This is a genomic window from Streptomyces sp. NPDC043870, assembly GCF_056435785.1.
Genome location: NZ_JBWKDT010000012.1, coordinates 36500 through 53815, shown reverse-complemented (window position 1 = coordinate 53815; position 17316 = coordinate 36500). Strand labels below are relative to the sequence as shown.

22 protein-coding genes are annotated in these 17316 nt (G+C 70.9%); 5 read left to right on the top strand and 17 right to left on the bottom strand.

Going from position 1 to position 17316, the window contains the following annotated elements:
* Positions 1–37 precede the first annotated feature (37 nt).
* Positions 38–748, bottom strand: a complete 711-nt coding sequence (locus AC0699_RS17405) for a TetR family transcriptional regulator (protein ID WP_478660795.1) — start codon at positions 746–748, stop codon at positions 38–40.
* A 175-nt stretch (positions 749–923) separates the two neighbouring features.
* Here AC0699_RS17405 and AC0699_RS17400 point away from each other — a divergent pair, with 175 nt between their 5' ends.
* Positions 924–1895, top strand: a complete 972-nt coding sequence (locus AC0699_RS17400) for a zinc-binding dehydrogenase (protein WP_478660793.1) — start codon at positions 924–926, stop codon at positions 1893–1895.
* Between the two features lie 92 nt (positions 1896–1987).
* Here the strand turns inward: AC0699_RS17400 and AC0699_RS17395 are convergent, their stop codons facing one another.
* From AC0699_RS17395 to AC0699_RS17385, 3 genes are all read right to left on the bottom strand, one after another.
* The gene (locus tag AC0699_RS17395) at positions 1988–3178 is read right to left on the bottom strand and encodes a phosphotransferase (RefSeq protein ID WP_478660791.1); all 1191 of its coding nucleotides are present in this window, start codon (positions 3176–3178) and stop codon (positions 1988–1990) included.
* A 205-nt stretch (positions 3179–3383) separates the two neighbouring features.
* Positions 3384–4112, bottom strand: a complete 729-nt coding sequence (locus AC0699_RS17390) for an HAD family hydrolase (RefSeq protein WP_478660789.1) — start codon at positions 4110–4112, stop codon at positions 3384–3386.
* 38 nt (positions 4113–4150) lie between these two features.
* Entirely contained in the window at positions 4151–5011 is an 861-nt protein-coding gene (locus AC0699_RS17385; protein WP_478660787.1) for a GntR family transcriptional regulator, read from the bottom strand.
* A gap of 213 nt (positions 5012–5224) precedes the next feature.
* Here AC0699_RS17385 and AC0699_RS17380 point away from each other — a divergent pair, with 213 nt between their 5' ends.
* The gene (locus AC0699_RS17380; protein WP_478660785.1) at positions 5225–5392 is read left to right on the top strand and encodes a hypothetical protein; all 168 of its coding nucleotides are present in this window, start codon (positions 5225–5227) and stop codon (positions 5390–5392) included.
* A 13-nt stretch (positions 5393–5405) separates the two neighbouring features.
* Here the strand turns inward: AC0699_RS17380 and AC0699_RS17375 are convergent, their stop codons facing one another.
* Entirely contained in the window at positions 5406–6653 is a 1248-nt protein-coding gene (locus tag AC0699_RS17375) for a GNAT family N-acetyltransferase (RefSeq protein ID WP_478660782.1), read from the bottom strand.
* A gap of 130 nt (positions 6654–6783) precedes the next feature.
* Positions 6784–7446, bottom strand: coding sequence for an RsiG family protein (locus AC0699_RS17370; RefSeq protein WP_478660779.1), 663 nt, complete (start codon positions 7444–7446; stop codon positions 6784–6786).
* A 146-nt stretch (positions 7447–7592) separates the two neighbouring features.
* On the opposite strand from AC0699_RS17370, the gene dtd reads away from it, so the two are divergent.
* Positions 7593–8018 carry a D-aminoacyl-tRNA deacylase gene (gene dtd / locus AC0699_RS17365; RefSeq protein ID WP_478660777.1) on the top strand — a complete coding sequence of 142 codons (426 nt, stop codon included), beginning with the start codon at positions 7593–7595 and terminating at the stop codon, positions 8016–8018.
* 40 nt (positions 8019–8058) lie between these two features.
* Here the strand turns inward: dtd and ygfZ are convergent, their stop codons facing one another.
* The 3 genes from ygfZ to AC0699_RS17350 all read right to left on the bottom strand — a co-directional run bounded on the left by ygfZ (position 8059) and on the right by AC0699_RS17350 (position 10206).
* A complete protein-coding gene (gene ygfZ / locus AC0699_RS17360) occupies positions 8059–9039 on the bottom strand; it encodes a CAF17-like 4Fe-4S cluster assembly/insertion protein YgfZ (protein ID WP_478660775.1) in 981 nt (326 codons plus the stop codon).
* A gap of 10 nt (positions 9040–9049) precedes the next feature.
* Complete coding sequence (locus tag AC0699_RS17355) at positions 9050–9487, bottom strand: Fur family transcriptional regulator (RefSeq protein WP_478660772.1); 438 nt, start codon at positions 9485–9487, stop codon at positions 9050–9052.
* A gap of 146 nt (positions 9488–9633) precedes the next feature.
* Complete coding sequence (locus tag AC0699_RS17350) at positions 9634–10206, bottom strand: heme-binding beta-barrel domain-containing protein (protein WP_478660770.1); 573 nt, start codon at positions 10204–10206, stop codon at positions 9634–9636.
* A gap of 315 nt (positions 10207–10521) precedes the next feature.
* Here AC0699_RS17350 and AC0699_RS17345 point away from each other — a divergent pair, with 315 nt between their 5' ends.
* A complete protein-coding gene (locus AC0699_RS17345) occupies positions 10522–10884 on the top strand; it encodes a DsrE family protein (protein WP_469766862.1) in 363 nt (120 codons plus the stop codon).
* Positions 10885–10977: 93 nt separating this feature from the next.
* Here the strand turns inward: AC0699_RS17345 and AC0699_RS17340 are convergent, their stop codons facing one another.
* The 8 genes from AC0699_RS17340 to AC0699_RS17305 all read right to left on the bottom strand — a co-directional run bounded on the left by AC0699_RS17340 (position 10978) and on the right by AC0699_RS17305 (position 16256).
* Positions 10978–11262 (bottom strand): DUF3099 domain-containing protein, encoded by a 285-nt coding sequence (locus AC0699_RS17340; RefSeq protein WP_469766861.1) that lies wholly within the window; start codon positions 11260–11262, stop codon positions 10978–10980.
* Between the two features lie 106 nt (positions 11263–11368).
* Complete coding sequence (locus tag AC0699_RS17335; protein ID WP_017945923.1) at positions 11369–11656, bottom strand: DUF1416 domain-containing protein; 288 nt, start codon at positions 11654–11656, stop codon at positions 11369–11371.
* A gap of 44 nt (positions 11657–11700) precedes the next feature.
* The gene (locus AC0699_RS17330; protein WP_478660766.1) at positions 11701–12546 is read right to left on the bottom strand and encodes a sulfurtransferase; all 846 of its coding nucleotides are present in this window, start codon (positions 12544–12546) and stop codon (positions 11701–11703) included.
* 150 nt (positions 12547–12696) lie between these two features.
* Positions 12697–12777 (bottom strand): putative leader peptide, encoded by an 81-nt coding sequence (locus tag AC0699_RS17325; RefSeq protein ID WP_355172694.1) that lies wholly within the window; start codon positions 12775–12777, stop codon positions 12697–12699.
* 337 nt (positions 12778–13114) lie between these two features.
* Entirely contained in the window at positions 13115–13804 is a 690-nt protein-coding gene (locus tag AC0699_RS17320; protein WP_478660763.1) for an LmeA family phospholipid-binding protein, read from the bottom strand.
* 152 nt (positions 13805–13956) lie between these two features.
* Positions 13957–15081 (bottom strand): hypothetical protein, encoded by a 1125-nt coding sequence (locus AC0699_RS17315; protein WP_478660761.1) that lies wholly within the window; start codon positions 15079–15081, stop codon positions 13957–13959.
* A gap of 10 nt (positions 15082–15091) precedes the next feature.
* On the bottom strand, positions 15092–15346 hold the full coding sequence (locus AC0699_RS17310) for a MoaD/ThiS family protein (protein WP_450718855.1): 255 nt from the start codon (positions 15344–15346) through the stop codon (positions 15092–15094).
* 55 nt (positions 15347–15401) lie between these two features.
* Entirely contained in the window at positions 15402–16256 is an 855-nt protein-coding gene (locus AC0699_RS17305; RefSeq protein WP_478660759.1) for an alpha/beta hydrolase, read from the bottom strand.
* Between the two features lie 254 nt (positions 16257–16510).
* Here AC0699_RS17305 and AC0699_RS17300 point away from each other — a divergent pair, with 254 nt between their 5' ends.
* Positions 16511–17314 (top strand): response regulator transcription factor, encoded by an 804-nt coding sequence (locus AC0699_RS17300; RefSeq protein ID WP_478660756.1) that lies wholly within the window; start codon positions 16511–16513, stop codon positions 17312–17314.
* Positions 17315–17316 lie beyond the last annotated feature (2 nt).

Genomic DNA, 17316 nt, shown 5'->3' with positions numbered 1-17316 from the left:
CAGAATAACGTAACCGAGTTAAATTTTTAACTGAGACTCAGGGCGCCGAGAGTCCCGCGTCGAGCTGACGGAAGGCGAGATCCGTGGCGGCCACGGCGTCCGCGTAGACGTCGTCCGCGCTTTCGCCGGCCGCGATGCGCCGCCAGTTCTCCTCGGCGAGGACCCGCAGAACGGCGACGATCTGCCCGGCGGCGAGCCGGGCACCGACGCCCGCGCCCGCGCCCGCAGCCACGCCCTCGCCCCCGTCCGCAGCCACGCCCTCGCCCGCGTCTGCGTCCGTGCCCGTGCCCTCGCCCTCGCCCGTGCCGCCGCCGAGCGCCGCCGCCAGCGCCGCCTCCGACCTCTCCTGATACGCGTGCAGACGCGCGACCAGGCTCGGGGTGCCGTACAGCAGCCGGTGGAAGGCGAGGACGTGCGGGTGGTCGCTGAGGCCGGTCACCGGGTCCCGGCGGGCCAGCCCTTCCAGGAAATGGCGGTGCAGCGCGTCGAGCGCGGTCACGCCCTCGGGCCGGGCGGCGACCACTCGGGCGGCCTCGTCCTCGTGGTCGGCGAACCGGTGCAGGACGAGATCCTCCTTGGCCGGGAAGTACCGGAAGAGGGTCGGCTTGGAGACCTCGGCGGCGGCCGCCACCTCGGTGACCGGGACGGCGTCGAAGCCCTTCTCCAGGAAGAGGGCGATCGCCGCGTCGGAGATCGTCCGGTACGTCTGTCGCTTCTTGCGCTCACGCAGGCCCAGCTCACCGCTCATGGACAGAGCGTACGCACCACGGGCTGCGGGGCGCGGGGCGCGGGTGCGGGGCCGCGGGGTGCCCGGCACGGACCGCCGGACGAAGACGCTTGACCTCAACCTGGGTTTAAGTTCCAGACTTCTGCGTACGGGCTCCGGAACGGCCGGAACGCCCGACCGGAGGGGAGTGGAAAACATGCGTGTGGCACAGGTGGTCGCGTTCGGGGGCCCGGAGGTGCTGGTTCCGGCAGAGGCACCGGAGCCGGAGGCGGGCCCCGGCCAGGTGGTGGTCGACGTCACCGCCATCGACACGATCTTCGTGGAGACACAGGTCCGGGCGGGCTGGGGCACGGACTTCTTCCCGGTACAGCCTCCGTACGTACCGGGCGGCGGCATCGCCGGCGCGGTACGGGCGGTCGGGACCGGCGTGGACGAGGCCTGGCTGGGCCGCAGGGTCACCGCGTCCATCGGCTTCACCGGCGGCTACGCGGAACGGGCCGTCGCGGCCGCCGAGTCCCTGGCGCCCGTACCGGACGGACTGTCCCTCACGGACGCGGCCGCACTGATCCACGACGGCGTCACCGCGACCGCGCTGCTGGACACGACAGGCCTGAAGCCGGACGAACGGATACTGATCACCGGCGCCTCGGGCGGCATGGGCACGCTGCTCGTCCAGCTGGCGAAGGCGGCGGGCGCGTACGTCGTCGGCGTCGCCCGGGGTGAGCGCAAGACCGCGCTGGTACGGGAACTCGGCGCCGACGCCGTGGTCGACGCGGCGGTCCCGGGCTGGCCGGAGCGCGCTCGCGAGGTGATCGGCGGTGGCGGCGCCGACGTCGTCCTCGACGGCGTGGGCGGCGACGTCGGCCTCGCGGCCTTCGCCCTCACCGCCGACGGCGGCCGCTTCTCCGCTCACGGCGCCCCGACGGGCGGCTTCGCCCAGGTCGACGCACGCGAGGCGGAGCAGCGGCGCGTACGCCTCCTGGGTATCGCGGACGTCCAGCTCTCCGCCACCGCGCACGCCGAGCTGGCCGCCCGCGCTCTCGCGTCCGCGGCCTCGGGCGCCCTGCGCCCGGTGATCGGCGGCACGTTCCCGCTGGACCGCGCGGCCGAGGCACATGCGGCGATCGAGTCCCGGGAGCTGCTGGGGAAGGTGGTCCTCACGGTCTGAGCTCGCCGTCGGCTGCCTGCCGCCCTTCTGCGACCCGCGGCCCCCTCTGCGACCCTCGGCGCTCCTCGGTGCGTTCGCCCGGCCGGTGCTGATCAGGACGCGGACGAAGTGACCGGCTGCCGGGGGCGCTTGTACCAGGCGTGCAGGGCGTCGGCGATGCGCTGGGCGGGGGGCGCGGACGCCATGCCCAGCGGACGGGCTCCGCGGGCGAGGACCTGGTGCAGCCGCTGCGCCGTGCCGTCCAGCAGACGCCGGTCCGGTTGGGGGCCGGCGCCCAGCGTGAGCGCCGAGCGGATGACGTCGGTGAAGACGGACTGCGCGGCCTTGAAGGCGAGCAGCCGGTCCAGGTCCTCGTCCCAGCCCTGCGAGCCTCCCTCCAGGACGTCTTCGACCGTGTGCGCCCAGGCCCGGGCGACAGCCCTGGCCTGCAGGCGGGGGTAGCGCGCGAGATACAGATGGGTGGCCAGGTCGTAGAGGGGATCGCCGACCATGGCCAGCTCCCAGTCGATCGTCCACACCGTCGCGTGGGCGTCCAGGATGAGGTTCTCCCGGTGCAGGTCCCCGTGGAGCAGGCAGAAGGGCCGCTTCCGGAGCCCGTCTGCCTGCTTCATCAGGATGTCCAGGGAGGCATCCGTGATGCCGAGGTCCGCGAAGAGTTCCCCGTACGCGGTGATGTGGTCCCGGTAGACGCGCGTCTCGACGAAGCGGATCAGGCGCTCCAGGAACCCGGCGGTGTCACCGTCCTTGGGGCGGTCGTCCGGGTCACAGGTCCGTTCGAGGTCGAGCTGGGCGGGCCGGATGGCAGCCAACTCCCTGAAGAGCGCGAGAAGTTGCCGCACGACGGGCCACGGCACCCGTTCCCCGTCGCCGCACGCCGATCCGAGGGTCGCGCCTTCGACGAATCGCATCAGCGGAACGTTCTCGACCTCGATGATGCCGGGGAGGCTGCTGATACGACCCTGGAGCTCCCGGATCAGCTGCTCCTCGGAGGCGAAGCACCTGCGGTCGAACCAGAAGAGCCCGTTCCTGGGTTCCCGGCACTTCCAGCGCACCCGCCCGGCCGCACCGGCGCCCGCTCCCGCGCCTGCACGGGCGCCCGCTCCGGCGCCAGTGCCCGCGCCGACGCCGTCGCCAAGGCCCGCGTCCGCAACCACGCCGGGCGGCAGAGGAAACACGTACGTCTCGTGGTGATAGCCCTGCAACGGCCCCTCGGGCAGCTCGCCGTCCCCGCTGAGCTCGACGGCTAGCCGAAGAGTTGCGGACATCGGTTCGGCGGCGGCCATGGCGTGCAACTCTCTCGCCCGAGGTGATGCCAGACGTAAGAAGTGCACGCTAACGCCTCACTCGCCCCGGAGTCTGCGGCAGTCGGGTCCGGCTCGACACTTCCGGGCGTAAATGCGCTCGTCCGTACGACACCGCCGCGTGGTGGCCCACCGGTCGGCCGTTCACGCAAAGCTGCGGCGGTGAGCGGGCCGAGCGACCGGCTCGTCACCGGACGACGCCGCCTGTCGGCCGGGGCCGTCCGATGTTCCGCACCGCACGGAGCACCGGCTCCAGCGACTCCAGGGCCACCGTCGCGCCCGCGGCGCGCAGCCGTTCGGCGCGGTGGGCGCCGTGGGCGTAACCGAGGAAGCCGACGCCCGCGTCGCGAGCGGCGTACAGATCCGCCGGGGTGTCGCCGATCATCAGGGACGTGGCCGGGTCGGCGTCGAGGGAGGCGAGGGCGCGCAGGACGCAGTCGGGGTCGGGCTTGAGGCGGCCGAGGTCGGTGGTACGTCCGTGGATGTGGTGGGCGAAGCACCCGTGCAGCCCGCGGCGTGTGAGGTATTCCTCCGCCACCTTCGGCGAGTTGTTCGTGGCGATGGCCAGACCCACGCCGACCGCGCTCCAGGTGCGTATCAACGGGTCCGCGTAGGCGGTGGGCCACGCGCTCGCCGTGGCGTGCAGCTCCTCGAGAGTGAGCTTCTCCTCCAGCCCCTCGACCAGTTCGCTGCCGGGCTGCAGCCGGCTCACCGCGCGCAGGACGTCGTGCGGGTCGGCGGAGGCCCGCTCCTCCTCCGTCAGCAGCACATGGCTGCCCCGTTTCTCCAGCCACTCGACCAGCTTCTCCGCGACGTCGTGGGCCCGGTGACCGGCGAAGAGACGGCAGATGGGGCCGTCGAAATCGAAGAGGACGTGCTCGGCTCCGGCGATCAGGTCCTCGATGGTCTCGGCCACGCGCGCCGCCTCTTCCGTATGTGCCGCATCAGAATTCACTAAGAGAGTGTCAGGTTCGTGGCGATGGTGTTCCAGAGTGCGTCGAACCACATCTGCGACTGCTGGACGAACGCGGCGTCGCGCGGTCCGTTCCCGGCGGCGAAGGGGAAGAGGAGCGACTGCATGCCGAACGCGTCGAACATCTCCACGGTGGTCGAGTGGATCTCCTCCTCACGCCGGGTGACGGTGTAGTACGCGAAGAGGGCCTCGGAGCCGTTCAGTACGTACAGCTTCACGGGCGGGGTGAGCGGCAGCGCGCGGAAGGTGACCTTGACGTCGATGCCGTGCGAGGTGTGCAGGGCGAGGAGGTTGTGGCGCAGGACCAGGCCCTGGGCGTTGCGCTGGTCCAGCCAGCGCTGGTGGACCAGGTTGTCGTCCTCCGCGGCAGCGACGGGCGTCGGGAACGCAAGGTCGATGTTGCGGTCGGGCAGCAGGAGGCGGGCCTCCACACTGTCCGGCCTGATCCGCCCCTCGTGGATCAGTCGTAGCGGTTCGCTCAGCGCCAGCATCAGGGTCTCGGCGGTGAGACCGACCGCGTCGATCCGGACGTCGGGGACGGAGAACGCTTCCACCATCCGCGGGGCGAGGACCACCATCGTCGGCTGCGGCGGGGGGACCACGGCCCCGGACCCGCCGGCGAGATCGGCGATCCGGGCCGGCGCGCCCCTGGTCACGTGGGTGAGCAGACCGTCGTCCTGAAGGATCTTCAGTGCCTGCCGCACGATGCCGCGCTCCACGCCGAACTCCTCGACGAGCTGCGACTGCGTGGGCATGTGATCGCCGGCCCTGAGCGCGCCGCTGCGAATGCGCCCGCGCAGAGTGTCGGCGATGTCATGGTACGTCGGCTTTCTTCCGTTCATCGTGTCGCCTTCGTGGTTCACAACTCGACGCTACAACTCTCCACCAAGTATGTGGAGTTGCAGTACCGAGGTTATGCAGGACCACCAAGTGGGGACAACTCAAAGTGAGTTGGCACCAACTTTCGAAACATGGTCGAAGCGAGCCTCCAGCGCCCCGAGTTGGCAGATTCTTCGACACCTGCGCTCCTCCCCGACCCCAAGGAGGGACCTGCCATGCCGCTCATCACCTTCGCCGTCGAGGAATTCGTCCAGTGGCGGTTCGGCTTCATGGGCCTGGTCGGCCTGGGACTGCTCAGCTTCGGCCTGCGGGCCAAGAACCCGACATGCACCGGCGTCGGCAGCATCATGCTGGCGCTCCTCCTCCACTCCGCCTCGGCATAAGCGGCCGGGCCGGTCAGAAGATGTCCGGGCACCACGCCCGCCGCGGTGCCCGGAACACCGCGTCCGCCAGCGCCGCCGCGCCCGGGCGCTCCTCCGTCACACGGCCCAGGGCCTGGAGCCGCAGGACCGATTCATCGCCCAGGTACAGAGTCCCCAGTTCCCGTACGTCCAGGGAGAGATCGGCCGGGAGGTCCGTCGGGGCACACTCCGCGGCACCCTCGGCCGACACCTCCAGCCGGAACCGGCCACCGGCCAGGCCCGTCGGGTCGTGCAGATCCAGGACGAGAACGCCGGGAGTGGCGTACGTACGCGCCTCCAGGGCCCGTACGACGTCCAGCACCCGCACCCACAGGAAGTCCGCGTGCGTGACCGTCCTGACGGCGCGCGCGTCGGGGAAGAAGAGCGGGAGAAGGTCGTCGGGCGCGCGGCGGCCCGACTTCACCGTGGTGATCCAGTCGACCGAGCAGACGTAGTGCCACAGGGCGCGCTCGGCGGCGGGCGAGACGGCGATCAGTTTCTGGACGACTGCCGTGTTGTCGGGCTGTCCGGCGTCGGACCAGCTGATCTCGGCGGTGTAGACGACCAGGCCCTCCACCTCGCCGGCCGCCGAGCGGTACAGCGCGTAGTACGGCTCCTTCCAGGGCTCGGGCCCTGACTCCTCCAGCCCGGTGTTCACCCGCCACCAGCGCTCGTCGCGGTCGGTGGCCCCGGCCTGCCGGGCGCGGAAGCGGTCGTAGAGCCCGGGGCCGAGCGTGCGCACCTCCTCGGCGTCGGCCAGATCGATCCGGGCGCCGTCCTCGGGGCCCGACCAGCGCGGGTCGAGACCGGTGCGCGCGACATCGACGCTCCATTCGGTGTACCAGGCCGCGGGCCCGAAGCCGTACCGCCCGTAGATCGGGTACTCGGCGGCGATCAGCGTCGAGACGATCTCACCGCGCTCCTTCGCGGCCGCCAGATCCGCCGTGATCATCCTGGTGAGCAGTCCGCGACGGCGGTGGGTCGGCGAGACGGTGACGGCGGAGACGGCGTTCGCCGGGACGACCGCACCGCCGGGGACCGTGAGCTCCTGCGCGAACGAACGGTACGTCGCGACACAGCGGCCGCGGTCGAAGGCGCCCTGGACGCGGGTCAGATCCGTATGTACCAGCCGGCTCGCGGCCTGCTCCTCGCTGACCAGCGGTTGCTGCAGGAAACCGGTCTTGCAGGCACGCAGCCAGTCGGCGAAGTCGGACTCGGTGACGGTACGGACATCAGGACTCATGCCTGCACGCTATGTGCCGACGTCCCGCACGTCACAGACTTTTCCGGGCCGCGGGACCGGAGTGGAACGCCGCCCGGGTCACCCCGACGAGCAGTGCTTCGGGCGAGCAGTGCTTCAGACGGACGGTGCTTCAGATGAGCAGGTCGTCCACTTGCGCTTCCCCTTCGCGGTACCTGCGGGCGATCTCCGCGCTGCAGTCGTCGGCGGTCCGCTGCAGCTGCTGGCGCTGCCGCGAGACCTGCTGCTCGTAGCCGGCGAGCCGCCCCATCGCCGTATGCAGTTCCTCGTCCGTACGGGCATCCAGGTCCGACAGCTCCACCTCGGCGAGCATCTCCGAGGCCAGCCGCCGGTACTCCTCGCCGCGCGGCGTGGACAACGTCACGTGCCGGGCCGAGCTGCCGCGCTGCGACGGCGGATCGGCGAGGATCTGCGAGAGCCGGTCGACGACCGCGGCGTCCGGGCTGGTCAGGCCCACTCCGCCGATCGCCACCTGGGCCACGGGCACCGGGGGATCCGTCCGCCGGGACAACTCCGAGCGCAGGATGTCGATACGGCCCTGCAGCAGCCGCCGCACATAGCTGAGGTCCGCCTCGTCCCGCTGCGAGTCGCGGCGCAGCGCCCGCAGCTCCGGCAGCCGCAGGGCGGCGAGGTCGTGCGTACGGGGCTCGGGCAGAGTGCCCGCGGTGCGCTGCGCGGGCGGGCGCACGGCCCCTGCTCCGCTGCCTGTACCGGCCCCGGTGCGGGTGGTCGTCGGTACGGGACCGGGCGGCTGCCCGATGCCAGGTGTGCTCATGCGTGAATCAGTCCCCTCGACCGGTGCATGGGGTCTTCCCGGGCCCGGAGGGCCGAGGGGACGCACCGCCTTCGTGCATCGTGCCATTACGAACGGTGCCGATGCAGGCGGTCTACACCCGTTCAGCCCCCGATAGGTTGGTCTGTATGCGTGCAGTGGTGCAGAGGGTCGACGGCGCGAGCGTCGTGGTGGCCGGTGAGACCGTGGGCGAGATCGTCGGCGAAGGGCTGTGTGTGCTGGTGGGAGTCACCCACGAGGACACACCGGAGAAAGCGGCCCAGCTCGCCCGCAAGCTGTGGTCGGTGAGAATTCTTGACGCCGAGAAGTCCTGCTCGGACGTGAATGCGCCCTTGCTGGTGATTTCTCAGTTCACTCTCTATGGGGACGCCCGGAAGGGCCGCCGGCCCACCTGGAACGCGGCGGCGCCAGGCGAGATCGCCGAGCCGCTGGTCGACGAGGTGGTGACGCAGCTGCGGGCGCTGGGGGCGCATGTGGAGACGGGCCGGTTCGGAGCGCAGATGCGGGTCTCGCTCACGAATCACGGCCCGTTCACGGTGCTGCTGGAGGTGTGAGGCCCGAAGAGGACGGGCCCTGGGGCGAAGAAAGGCCGTATCAGGGCTCGACGACCGTCTCCTGGGCCGCGGCCGTGCCGCCCGCCAGCAGCGGCGCGTCCACCGGCACGTTCCGCTTCACCAGTGCGAGCGCGATCGGGCCCAGCTCGTGGTGGCGCGCCGAGGTGGTGATGAAGCCCAGCTGACGGCCGTCCTCCCCGTCCGCGGCCAGCCGGATCGGCGTGCCGTGCCCGGGCAGGTGCACCTCGCTGCCGTCCAGATGCAGAAAGACCAGCCGGCGCGGCGGCTTCCCCAGGTTGTGGACGCGCGCCACGGTCTCCTGACCGCGGTAGCAGCCCTTCTGCAGGTGCACGGCCGTGCCGATCAGCCCGATCTCGTGCGGAATCGTGCGGTGGTCCGTCTCGAAGCCGAGCCGCGGGCGGTGCGCCTCGACGCGCAGTGCCTCGTAGGCCAGGACCCCGATCGCGGGGCCGTTGGCCGCGGCGTACGACTCCAGGTCGGCGCGCGGCAGGAACAGATCGCGGCCCTGCGGGGTCTCCCGTACGGCCACATCGTCCGGGACTTCGGCGATCGAGCCGGCGGGCAGATGCACGACCGCGAACTCGTCCGTACGGTCGGCGACTTCGACCTGGTAGAAGAACTTCATCGACTCCAGGTAGGCAAGGAGCGCCTCCTGGGTGCCGGGCTCGATGTGCGCCCACACCGTCTCGCCGTCGTCGACGAGATAGAGCGCGTGCTCGATGTGGCCGTGCGCCGACAGGATCAGGGCCTCGGTGGCCTGCCCGGCGGGCAGGTCGCTGACATGCTGGGTGAGCAGCAGATGCAGCCAGCTGAGCCGGTCACTGCCGGATACGGTGATGACGCCCCGGTGCGAGAGGTCGACGAGACCGGTGCCGTCGGCAAGCGCGCGCTGCTCGCGGAACAGATCGCCGTAGTGCGCGGCGACACCTTCGTCAGGTCCCTCGGCGGGGACGGCGCCGGGCAGGGACAGCAAAGGGCTGATCGTTGAATGTCGCTGCATACGCACAAGCCTACGACTGGTCAGCAGCGGCCTTGCGGGCGCACTTGCGACACTGACCGAAGATCGCGAAGTGCTTCATGTCGGTCTCGAAACCGAACTTCTCGCGGAGTTCGGCGGTGAAGCCGGAGGCGACCTGGACGTCCGCCTCGATCACGTCCGCACAGTCCCGGCAGACCAGGTGCATGTGGTGGTGGCGGTCGGCCAGGTGATACGTGGGCGCGCCGTGGCCGAGGTGGGCGTGGGAGACGAGCCCCAGCTCCTCCAGCAGCTCCAGGGTCCGGTAGACCGTCGAGATGTTCACCCCGGACGCGGTCTTGCGCACCTCGACGAGGATGTCGTCGGGGGTCGCGTGCTCCAGGGTGTCGACGGCTTCGAGGACAAGCTGGCGCTGCGGAGTCAGACGGTAGCCGCGCTGCCGCAGATCGCTCTTCCAGTCGGTGCTCACCACGCGTCCAGTGTAGGCAGCGCGATCCGGGCGGGCGGGGGGATCACGGATCGCCCCGCGGCACCCGGGCGGGGCCGGGCCCGGCCCGGCCTGGGCTCGGGCGTGAACCGGGCCCGGGCGAAGGCCCGGGCCCGGAAAGAACCGAAGGACTACCTGAAGAACGCGATGCCGTCGTCCGGCAGGTCACCGAGGTTCTTGGCCCAGGACTCGACCTGCTCCGGGGTGACGACCTTCTTCAGATGCGCCGACATGTACGGGCGCAGCGGCACCTCGGGGGTGGCCTTCTCGCCGACCCACATGAGGTCGCCCTTGACGTAGCCGTAGAGCCGCTTGCCACCGGTGTAGGGACCGGATGCCGCGGTCCGCGCGACCGCGTCCGTCACCAGGTCGATCTGCGGCTTCTGGTCGGCGAGATCGCCGTACCAGATCTCCACGATGCCCTGGTCGCGGACCATGACGATCTCGACCTTGCGGTCCTTGTCGATCCGCCAGTAGCCGGACTCGGACTCCAGCGGCTTGACCTTGCCGCCCTCGGAGTCCAGCACCCAGGTGTGCGAGACGTACTCGATGAAGTCACGCCCGTCGTGGCTGAACGTCACGGACTGGCCGAAGTTGCACTTCTCGGCGCCGGGGAAGTCCGAGACGCCCGCGCCCTCCCAGGTGCCCAGAAGAAAGGCGAGGGGGACGAGGTCGGGGTTGAGGTCGGACGGGATCTCGATCATGAGTGGCTCAGGCGATCTGTGTCTGTGACGGCGACGGTGTCTGGGGCGGGGTTCAGCGCTGGCCCTGGTACAGCTTCTTCACGGTCAGACCGGCGAAGGCGAGGACGCCGACGCAGACCAGGACCAGCAGGGCGGAGAAGAAAGCCTCAAGCACGGGGTGCTCCTCGGGTGCGCGGGTGGGCGGTAGGGCCGAGCCCCAGCCTAATGGGTGGGAGCCCGGCCCTCTCTGCGAGGTCGCCGACGAGCCGGCCGGGCAGCGGGCTCCACCCCGGCCTCCCGGCCGGAGTCGTACCGCCGCGCACTACAGTGCGACATATGGCGAAGAAGCTCGTGATCAAGGTGACCGCCGGGGCCGACGCCCCCGAACGCTGCTCGCAGGCCTTCACGGTCGCGGCCGTCGCCGTGGCCAGCGGCGTCGAGGTCTCCCTCTGGCTGACCGGCGAATCGTCATGGTTCGCGCTGCCGGGCAGGGCCGCGGAGTTCGAACTGCCGCATGCCGCGCCGCTGCCGGACCTGGTCGAGTCGATCCTGGCCGCCGGGCAGATCACGCTCTGCACCCAGTGCGCCGCCCGCCGCGAGATCACGGAGAAGGACGTGATCGAGGGCGTACGGATCGCGGGCGCGCAGGTTTTCGTCAGCGAGGCGATGGCCGACGACACCCAGGCGCTCGTCTACTGAGCTCGCCCACTGGGCTCGTCCACTGAGCTCGCCCGCTGACGAGACCGGGCTCATCCAGTGGGCTCGGCCACCGGCAACAGGCCGACCGACGCCTTACTGGCGCTGGTTGTCCGGGCCGGAGCCGGGTTTCCGCTTGCCGTCGAGCTCGTCCCACCACTCGTCGGACTGCGGATCGCCGGACGGATCGTCCCACCACCGGTCCTCGGGCCCCCGCCGGTTCGCCACCACCGCCGCGAGCGGCGGAATGACCATGGCGACCACGCACATCCCGACGGCGAGCGGCACCGACCAGAGCCGCACAAAAGCCCAGGCGGATACGAAGAGGACGAGGCATACGCCCATGAGCAGGAAGTAGGCGTGACGGCGCCGCGCGTACATACCTCCAGCGTAGGCCGGTGCGCCGGGAACGGCACGAAGGGCCGCATCCCGCAGTAAGGCGTCCAACCCCCTGGGATGCGGCCCTCCGGCCGGTCGAACTGCGCCGTCAGACGGCGATGGCCACCTCGGAGAGGCCGCCGGTCTGGGCGACGACCGTACGGTCCGCCGTGGCGCCCGGGACGAGGGCGCGCACGGTCCACGTGCCCTCGGCCGCGTAGAAGCGGAACTGTCCGGTCGCCGAGGTCGGGACCTCGGCGGTGAACTCACCGGTCGAGTCCAGCAGGCGCACGTAACCGGTGACGGGCTCGCCGTCGCGGGTCACCTGGCCCTGGATGGTGGTCTCACCGGGCTTGATCGTCGAGGCGTCGGGGCCGCCGGCCTTCGCTCCACACATTCTTTTCTTTCCTTACGGTCGGGGGAGGGCTGAGTGCCTGGGGCTTACTTGTTGGCGCCGAGCTCGATCGGCACGCCGACGAGGGAGCCGTACTCGGTCCAGGAACCGTCGTAGTTCTTGACGTTCTCGACACCGAGCAGCTCGTGCAGGACGAACCAGGTCAGCGCGGAGCGCTCGCCGATACGGCAGTAGGCGATGGTGTCCTTGGCCAGGTCGACCTGCTCGTCGGCGTAGAGCGCCTTGAGTTCGTCGTCCGACTTGAAGGTGCCGTCGTCGTTGGCGTTCTTGGACCACGGGATGTTGCGCGCGGACGGGATGTGGCCCGGACGCTGCGACTGCTCCTGCGGGAGGTGCGCCGGGGCGAGCAGCTTGCCGCTGAACTCGTCGGGGGAGCGCACGTCGACCAGGTTCTGGTTGCCGATCGCGGCGACGGCGTCGTCGCGGAAGGCGCGGATCGAGGTGTCCTGGGCCTTGGCCTTGTACTCGGTGGCCGGGCGCTGCGGGACGTCGGCGCCGTCGACCAGGTCGCGGGAGTCGAGCTCCCACTTCTTGCGGCCGCCGTCGAGGAGCTTCACGTCCTGGTGACCGTAGAGCTTGAAGTACCAGTAGGCGTAGGAGGCGAACCAGTTGTTGTTGCCGCCGTAGAGGACGACGGTGTCGTCGTTGGCGATGCCCTTCTCCGACAGGAGCTTCTCGAAGCCGGCCTGGTCGACGAAGTCACGGCGAACCGGGTCCTGGAGGTCCTTCTTCCAGTCGATCCGGACGGCGTTCTTGATGTGGTTCTTGTCGTACGCCGAGGTGTCCTCGTCGACCTCGACGATGACGACCTTCGAGTCGTCCAGGTGGGCCTCGACCCAGTCGGCGTCTACCAGGACGTCGCTGCGGCTCATGCTTTTTCTCCTCCGGGGCAGTGTGCGGCGGGTGGTGCGCGGAGATCGTGCGCGAGGGGTGTGCGGGTACGCCGCATTGGCGTCCGGCACGAGGGGCCCTGGCCTGTCGGTGCTCACAGGGCCCGGGGAATGCGGAAGTCCAGGCTCCGCTCAGAAAGCGCGACAGAGCATGGCGGCGACGCGGCACAGGTCTACTGCCCGCCGCTTCGTGAGATCCGCCTGTCGCTTCATGCGTCCGATCGTAGGGACGAGTCGGCGGCCATGTCACCGGTGTGTCGCATTTTGAGACGCGATCGTCCGCAAGGTGGGACGAGTGTTCGACGCAGGGGCCGCCGCGCGGGCTCCCGGGGCTCGCCGCCCCTTCGGCATCTACGGACCGGACGCCGCCGTCTCAGCATCCGGCCACCAGGCCGAGAAGTTCCCTTTACGTCCCTCTTCGTACGCCCCCGCTTCGTACGTCCCGCTTCACGCGCCGTGCTTCACGCGCCGTGCTTCACGTGCGCCCTGCTTCACGCGCGTGCTGCTTCACGCGCGTGCTGCTTCACGGGCGCCCGTGCGTCCCGTCGGGTCAGCCCGCCAGCGGGACGTTCGTACCCGCGACCGTGATGACGATGCCGTCCGAGGCCGCCTCGACCTTCTCCAGCTTCAGGCCCGCCGGCAGCCCGCTGATCTGCCGGTCGAAGTCGGTCTTCTCGCGGACCAGCTCCTCGAGCCGGGGTATGCCCTCGCCCGGAACCTTGTCGGCACGCACCCGGATCGTGTCGCCGTCCACCAGGCTGACCGTGGAGACCACGCTGCGCGAGAGCGAGCGGCCGAGGATGCTGACCGTGCCGGTGACCTTCACCTTGCCGCTCCCGCCGTAGGAGACGACGACGTCCTGCTCGGCCGCCTTGGTGAGGTCGTCGTACGCGATGCGGACCGTGCCGGTCGCGGTCGCCGCGGTGGCGCTGGAGTAGCCGTTGCCCAGGCGCACGTCGTGCAGGGCCGCCGACATCTCGCTGATGACGACCTTGCGGCCGTTCGCGGTCGTCTCGATGTCACGGACGTTGACGTCGACCCGGTCGAGCTCCTTGCCCGCGACCTGGGTCAGGAAGGGGAAGCCCTGGATCGACACCTCGGTCGCGCCGGACAGACCCTGGCGGGCCTTGATCCGGTCCGCCGCCTCCGACTCCGCGTAGTTCAGCAGGAGCCGGTCGGCGATGGCGAAGAGCCCGCCGATGATCACGACGGTGATCAGCAGTATTCGCAGTGCGCGCATGACTTCGGTGTTCCCCCACCCTGTACTGGCCGGCCCGGGACCGGAACGGCCTGAATGATCGACGTCCGGCCGCACGCTATTGGTTCCCGACCGGTTCGGGCCAGGGGCTTCCCCGCCGGCCGGACCGGCGGGCGACCACGCCGGAAGGCCGGTCAGACCAGCGCGCGGCCCAGCAGATACACGGCGGGCGCCGCGGCCGTGAGCGGCAGGGCGATACCGGCGGTCATGTGGACGAAGCGCGACGGGTAGTCGTAGCCGGCCACCCGCAGGCCCACCAGCGCGCACACCCCGGCTCCGAGGCCCAGCAGCGCGCCGTCCGCGCCCACGCCGGTGACCCCGCCCGCCGCGACACCGGCGCCCGCGGCGGCCAGCAGCGCCACCACGACGGACGCGGCACCCGGCAGCGGCAGCGCACGCGCGGCGGTCGCGGCCGCGACCGCCGTACCTCCGATGACCACCGCGTCCGGCACGGCCGCGAGATATCCGGCCGCGACGATCGTCAGCGCGGCCGACGCGACCGTCGCCATGAGGCCGTACATCCGCTCGTCCGGGGAGGCGTGGCTGCGCAGCTGCAGCACGAGCGTGAGCAGCACCCAGACGCCGAGGGTCCCGATGATCGCGGCCGGGGCGTGCTCCCGGCCCGCGGTGAGCAGTGCGACGTCCGCGGCGAGGCCGCCGGCGAAGGCGAGGGCGATGCCCTGGCGGGCGGGCCACATGCCGTTCAGCCGGAACCAGCCGGCGGCGGTGAGGGCCTGCAGCATGATGAGCGGAACGAGAAGCAGATACGGCGAGGCGTCGGCGGTCGCCGCGAGCAGCAGGCCGATCGCGGCCGTCAGCCCGGCGGGCTGCATCCCCGGCGCGATGATCGGCGAACGCCCCTCGGCACGGGCCCGCTGCGCATCGGTGATCCGGGCGTTGCCCATGGTCGTGGGCGCGCTGTACGCGGGCTCCTCGCCTGCCGGAGACACGGCCTGCGGCTCATGGGCGGCACGCTGCGGCTCGTGTGCGACGGGTGCGGCCGGTGCCTCGGGAGGCAGCGGGTACGCCCCGGAAGGCGTCTGCGGAGGCACATACGCCGTCTCGGCGGCGGCCTGTCCGTACGGAACGGGCCGGCCGGTCTGGGGGTGCTGCGGGTGCTGCACGGGCTGGACCGTCGGCTGGTAATGCGTGTCCCAGGTCTGGCCCTCCCACGTCTGTGTGACGTTGGGGTCCTGGTGGTTCTGCCCGTACGGGTCGTGGTCGTACGAACCGTACGGATACTGCTGATCGCTGCTCATGATGTGCGGTTCACCCTCCTGCGAACGGCGGGAGCACCTCGACCGTGCCGCCCTCGGCAAGCCGTACGGTCTCATGGCCGCGGGTCCCGACAGGGTCACCGTCGACCAGGAACGAACACCGCTGGAGCACCCGGACGAGTTCGCCCGGGTGCCTCTCGCGGGCGGCGTCCAGCGCTTCGGCCAGGTTCTCCGCGGCGTACGGCTCCTCGGCCACCCCCGCGGCGGCCTTGGCCGCGGCCCAGTAGCGGATGGTCCCCGCTGCCATGGCGACACCCCTCTCAGCGGCTCGTCTCTTCGGCTCGTCGACTGTCCATGATGGGCTATGCCCGGACGAGCCAGTCCGCGAGGCGCCCCAGCAGCTCGTCGTCCGCCGCGTTCTCGGCGTGGCCCATGCCCGCCTCCAGCCAGAGCTCGGACGGCCCGGCGGCGGCGAGCATCCTCGGATGGTCCAGCGGAAAGTACGGGTCGCGGTCGCCGTGGACGATCAGCAGCGGGGTCGGAGCGATGAAGGGGACCGCCTGGACCGGGGAGAGCGGGACCGGGTCCCATTCCGCGTGGTGGATCCGGGTGCCGAGGCCGTACCGCCCCACCAGGCGTCCGACGGGCCTGGTGACCACCCAGTGCAGCCGCCGCATCGGGGCGGTACCGCGGTAGTACCAGCGGGCGGGCGCACTGACCGCGGCGACGGCGTCCGTGGCTGCGAGGGCGTCGCGTGCACCGGTGAGCCCCTCGTGCGCCCCCGGAGCCGCGCCGTCCGCCGTCCCGTACAGCGCCGCGTGCCGAAGCACCACCGATCCACCCATCGAGAAGCCCACCGTCACCACCCGCCGGTGTCCGAGGGAGCGGGCCCACGCCACCGCCGCGGCCAGATCCAGCACCTCGCGGTCGCCCACCGTGGAGCGGCCGCCGGACCGTCCGTGACCACGGAAGGAGAAGGTGACGACGGACGCGCGGGCCGCGAAGACCCGTGCCGCCCGCCGTACCGCCGGCCGGTCCACCGACCCGGTGAAGCCGTGCGCGACGACGATCGCCGTGCCGTCGGCACCGGTCGTGCACGGCTCATGGACGGCCTCGATACGCACTCCGTCGGAGGTCCGCAAAGTTGCGCGCTTCGGACTCCGAGTGATCGAAGAAACATCCAGAGTGTGAAATCGACCCACCGACACGGAACTCATGTGGGCTATTCTCGGGGAAGAGGATCCGGGCGACGCAGCCCCCGGGTCCTTTTGTGTTTCCTGTCCGTTGTTACAGGCAGGTGAACGAAACGATCGCGGAACCCCGGGGCGCGGGGGCCGCGGCCGGGAAAGAAGCAGTGCCGTAAACGTCCTCGCAGGGACCGAGGAGGAACCGACGTTATGGGCGAGCGAACCGTGCACGACCGAAAGACGACGACCCAGGCAGGAACGACGGCCCAGGCAGGTGGGACGCGATGAGTTCTCTGCTGCTCCTCACCAACGCCCTCCAGCCGTCCACGGAGGTGCTTCCCGCGCTCGGCCTGCTGCTCCACAGCGTGCGGGTGGCCCCCGCCGAGGGCCCGGCCCTCGTCGACACCCCCGGCGCCGACGTGATCCTGGTCGACGGCCGGCGCGATCTTCCGCAGGTGCGCAGCCTCTGCCAGCTGCTCCGCTCCACCGGGCCCGGCTGCCCGCTGCTCCTCGTCGTCACGGAGGGCGGTCTCGCGGCCGTCACCGCCGACTGGGGCATCGACGACGTACTCCTGGACACCGCGGGCCCCGCCGAGGTGGAGGCCCGCCTGCGGCTCGCCATGGGCAGGCAGCAGATCACCGCCGACGACTCCCCCATGGAGATCCGCAACGGCGATCTCTCGGTCGACGAGGCGACGTACAGCGCGAAGCTGAAGGGCCGGGTCCTGGACCTCACCTTCAAGGAGTTCGAGCTTCTGAAGTACCTGGCCCAGCACCCCGGCCGGGTCTTCACCCGGGCCCAGCTCCTGCAGGAGGTCTGGGGCTACGACTACTTCGGCGGTACGCGCACGGTCGACGTGCACGTACGGCGGCTGCGCGCCAAGCTCGGCCCCGAGCACGAGTCCCTGATCGGCACCGTACGGAACGTGGGATACCGCTTCGTCACTCCGGAGAAGGTCGAGCGGGCCGCGGAGGAGGCCGCCGCGAAGGCGAAGCAGGCCGCTGCGGAATCCGTCACCCGGTCGGCGGACCGGGTGACGGACGATGTCGAGAACGTCGAAGCGGCCGTACGCCCTGCCCAGAGGTAGGT

Bases quoted from the DNA above. Each gene is read 5' to 3' on its own strand.
- AC0699_RS17405 (WP_478660795.1), bottom strand. From the start codon at position 748: ATGAGCGGTGAGCTGGGCCTGCGTGAGCGCAAGAAGCGACAGACGTAC.
- AC0699_RS17400 (WP_478660793.1), top strand. From the start codon at position 924: ATGCGTGTGGCACAGGTGGTCGCGTTCGGGGGCCCGGAGGTGCTGGTT.
- AC0699_RS17395 (WP_478660791.1), bottom strand. From the start codon at position 3,178: ATGGCCGCCGCCGAACCGATGTCCGCAACTCTTCGGCTAGCCGTCGAG.
- AC0699_RS17385 (WP_478660787.1), bottom strand. From the start codon at position 5,011: ATGAACGGAAGAAAGCCGACGTACCATGACATCGCCGACACTCTGCGC.
- AC0699_RS17380 (WP_478660785.1), top strand. From the start codon at position 5,225: ATGCCGCTCATCACCTTCGCCGTCGAGGAATTCGTCCAGTGGCGGTTC.
- AC0699_RS17375 (WP_478660782.1), bottom strand. From the start codon at position 6,653: ATGAGTCCTGATGTCCGTACCGTCACCGAGTCCGACTTCGCCGACTGG.
- AC0699_RS17370 (WP_478660779.1), bottom strand. From the start codon at position 7,446: ATGAGCACACCTGGCATCGGGCAGCCGCCCGGTCCCGTACCGACGACC.
- dtd (WP_478660777.1), top strand. From the start codon at position 7,593: ATGCGTGCAGTGGTGCAGAGGGTCGACGGCGCGAGCGTCGTGGTGGCC.
- ygfZ (WP_478660775.1), bottom strand. From the start codon at position 9,039: ATGCAGCGACATTCAACGATCAGCCCTTTGCTGTCCCTGCCCGGCGCC.
- AC0699_RS17350 (WP_478660770.1), bottom strand. From the start codon at position 10,206: ATGATCGAGATCCCGTCCGACCTCAACCCCGACCTCGTCCCCCTCGCC.
- AC0699_RS17345 (WP_469766862.1), top strand. From the start codon at position 10,522: ATGGCGAAGAAGCTCGTGATCAAGGTGACCGCCGGGGCCGACGCCCCC.
- AC0699_RS17340 (WP_469766861.1), bottom strand. From the start codon at position 11,262: ATGTACGCGCGGCGCCGTCACGCCTACTTCCTGCTCATGGGCGTATGC.
- AC0699_RS17335 (WP_017945923.1), bottom strand. From the start codon at position 11,656: ATGTGTGGAGCGAAGGCCGGCGGCCCCGACGCCTCGACGATCAAGCCC.
- AC0699_RS17330 (WP_478660766.1), bottom strand. From the start codon at position 12,546: ATGAGCCGCAGCGACGTCCTGGTAGACGCCGACTGGGTCGAGGCCCAC.
- AC0699_RS17325 (WP_355172694.1), bottom strand. From the start codon at position 12,777: ATGAAGCGACAGGCGGATCTCACGAAGCGGCGGGCAGTAGACCTGTGC.
- AC0699_RS17320 (WP_478660763.1), bottom strand. From the start codon at position 13,804: ATGCGCGCACTGCGAATACTGCTGATCACCGTCGTGATCATCGGCGGG.
- AC0699_RS17315 (WP_478660761.1), bottom strand. From the start codon at position 15,081: ATGAGCAGCGATCAGCAGTATCCGTACGGTTCGTACGACCACGACCCG.
- AC0699_RS17310 (WP_450718855.1), bottom strand. From the start codon at position 15,346: ATGGCAGCGGGGACCATCCGCTACTGGGCCGCGGCCAAGGCCGCCGCG.
- AC0699_RS17305 (WP_478660759.1), bottom strand. From the start codon at position 16,256: ATGAGTTCCGTGTCGGTGGGTCGATTTCACACTCTGGATGTTTCTTCG.
- AC0699_RS17300 (WP_478660756.1), top strand. From the start codon at position 16,511: ATGAGTTCTCTGCTGCTCCTCACCAACGCCCTCCAGCCGTCCACGGAG.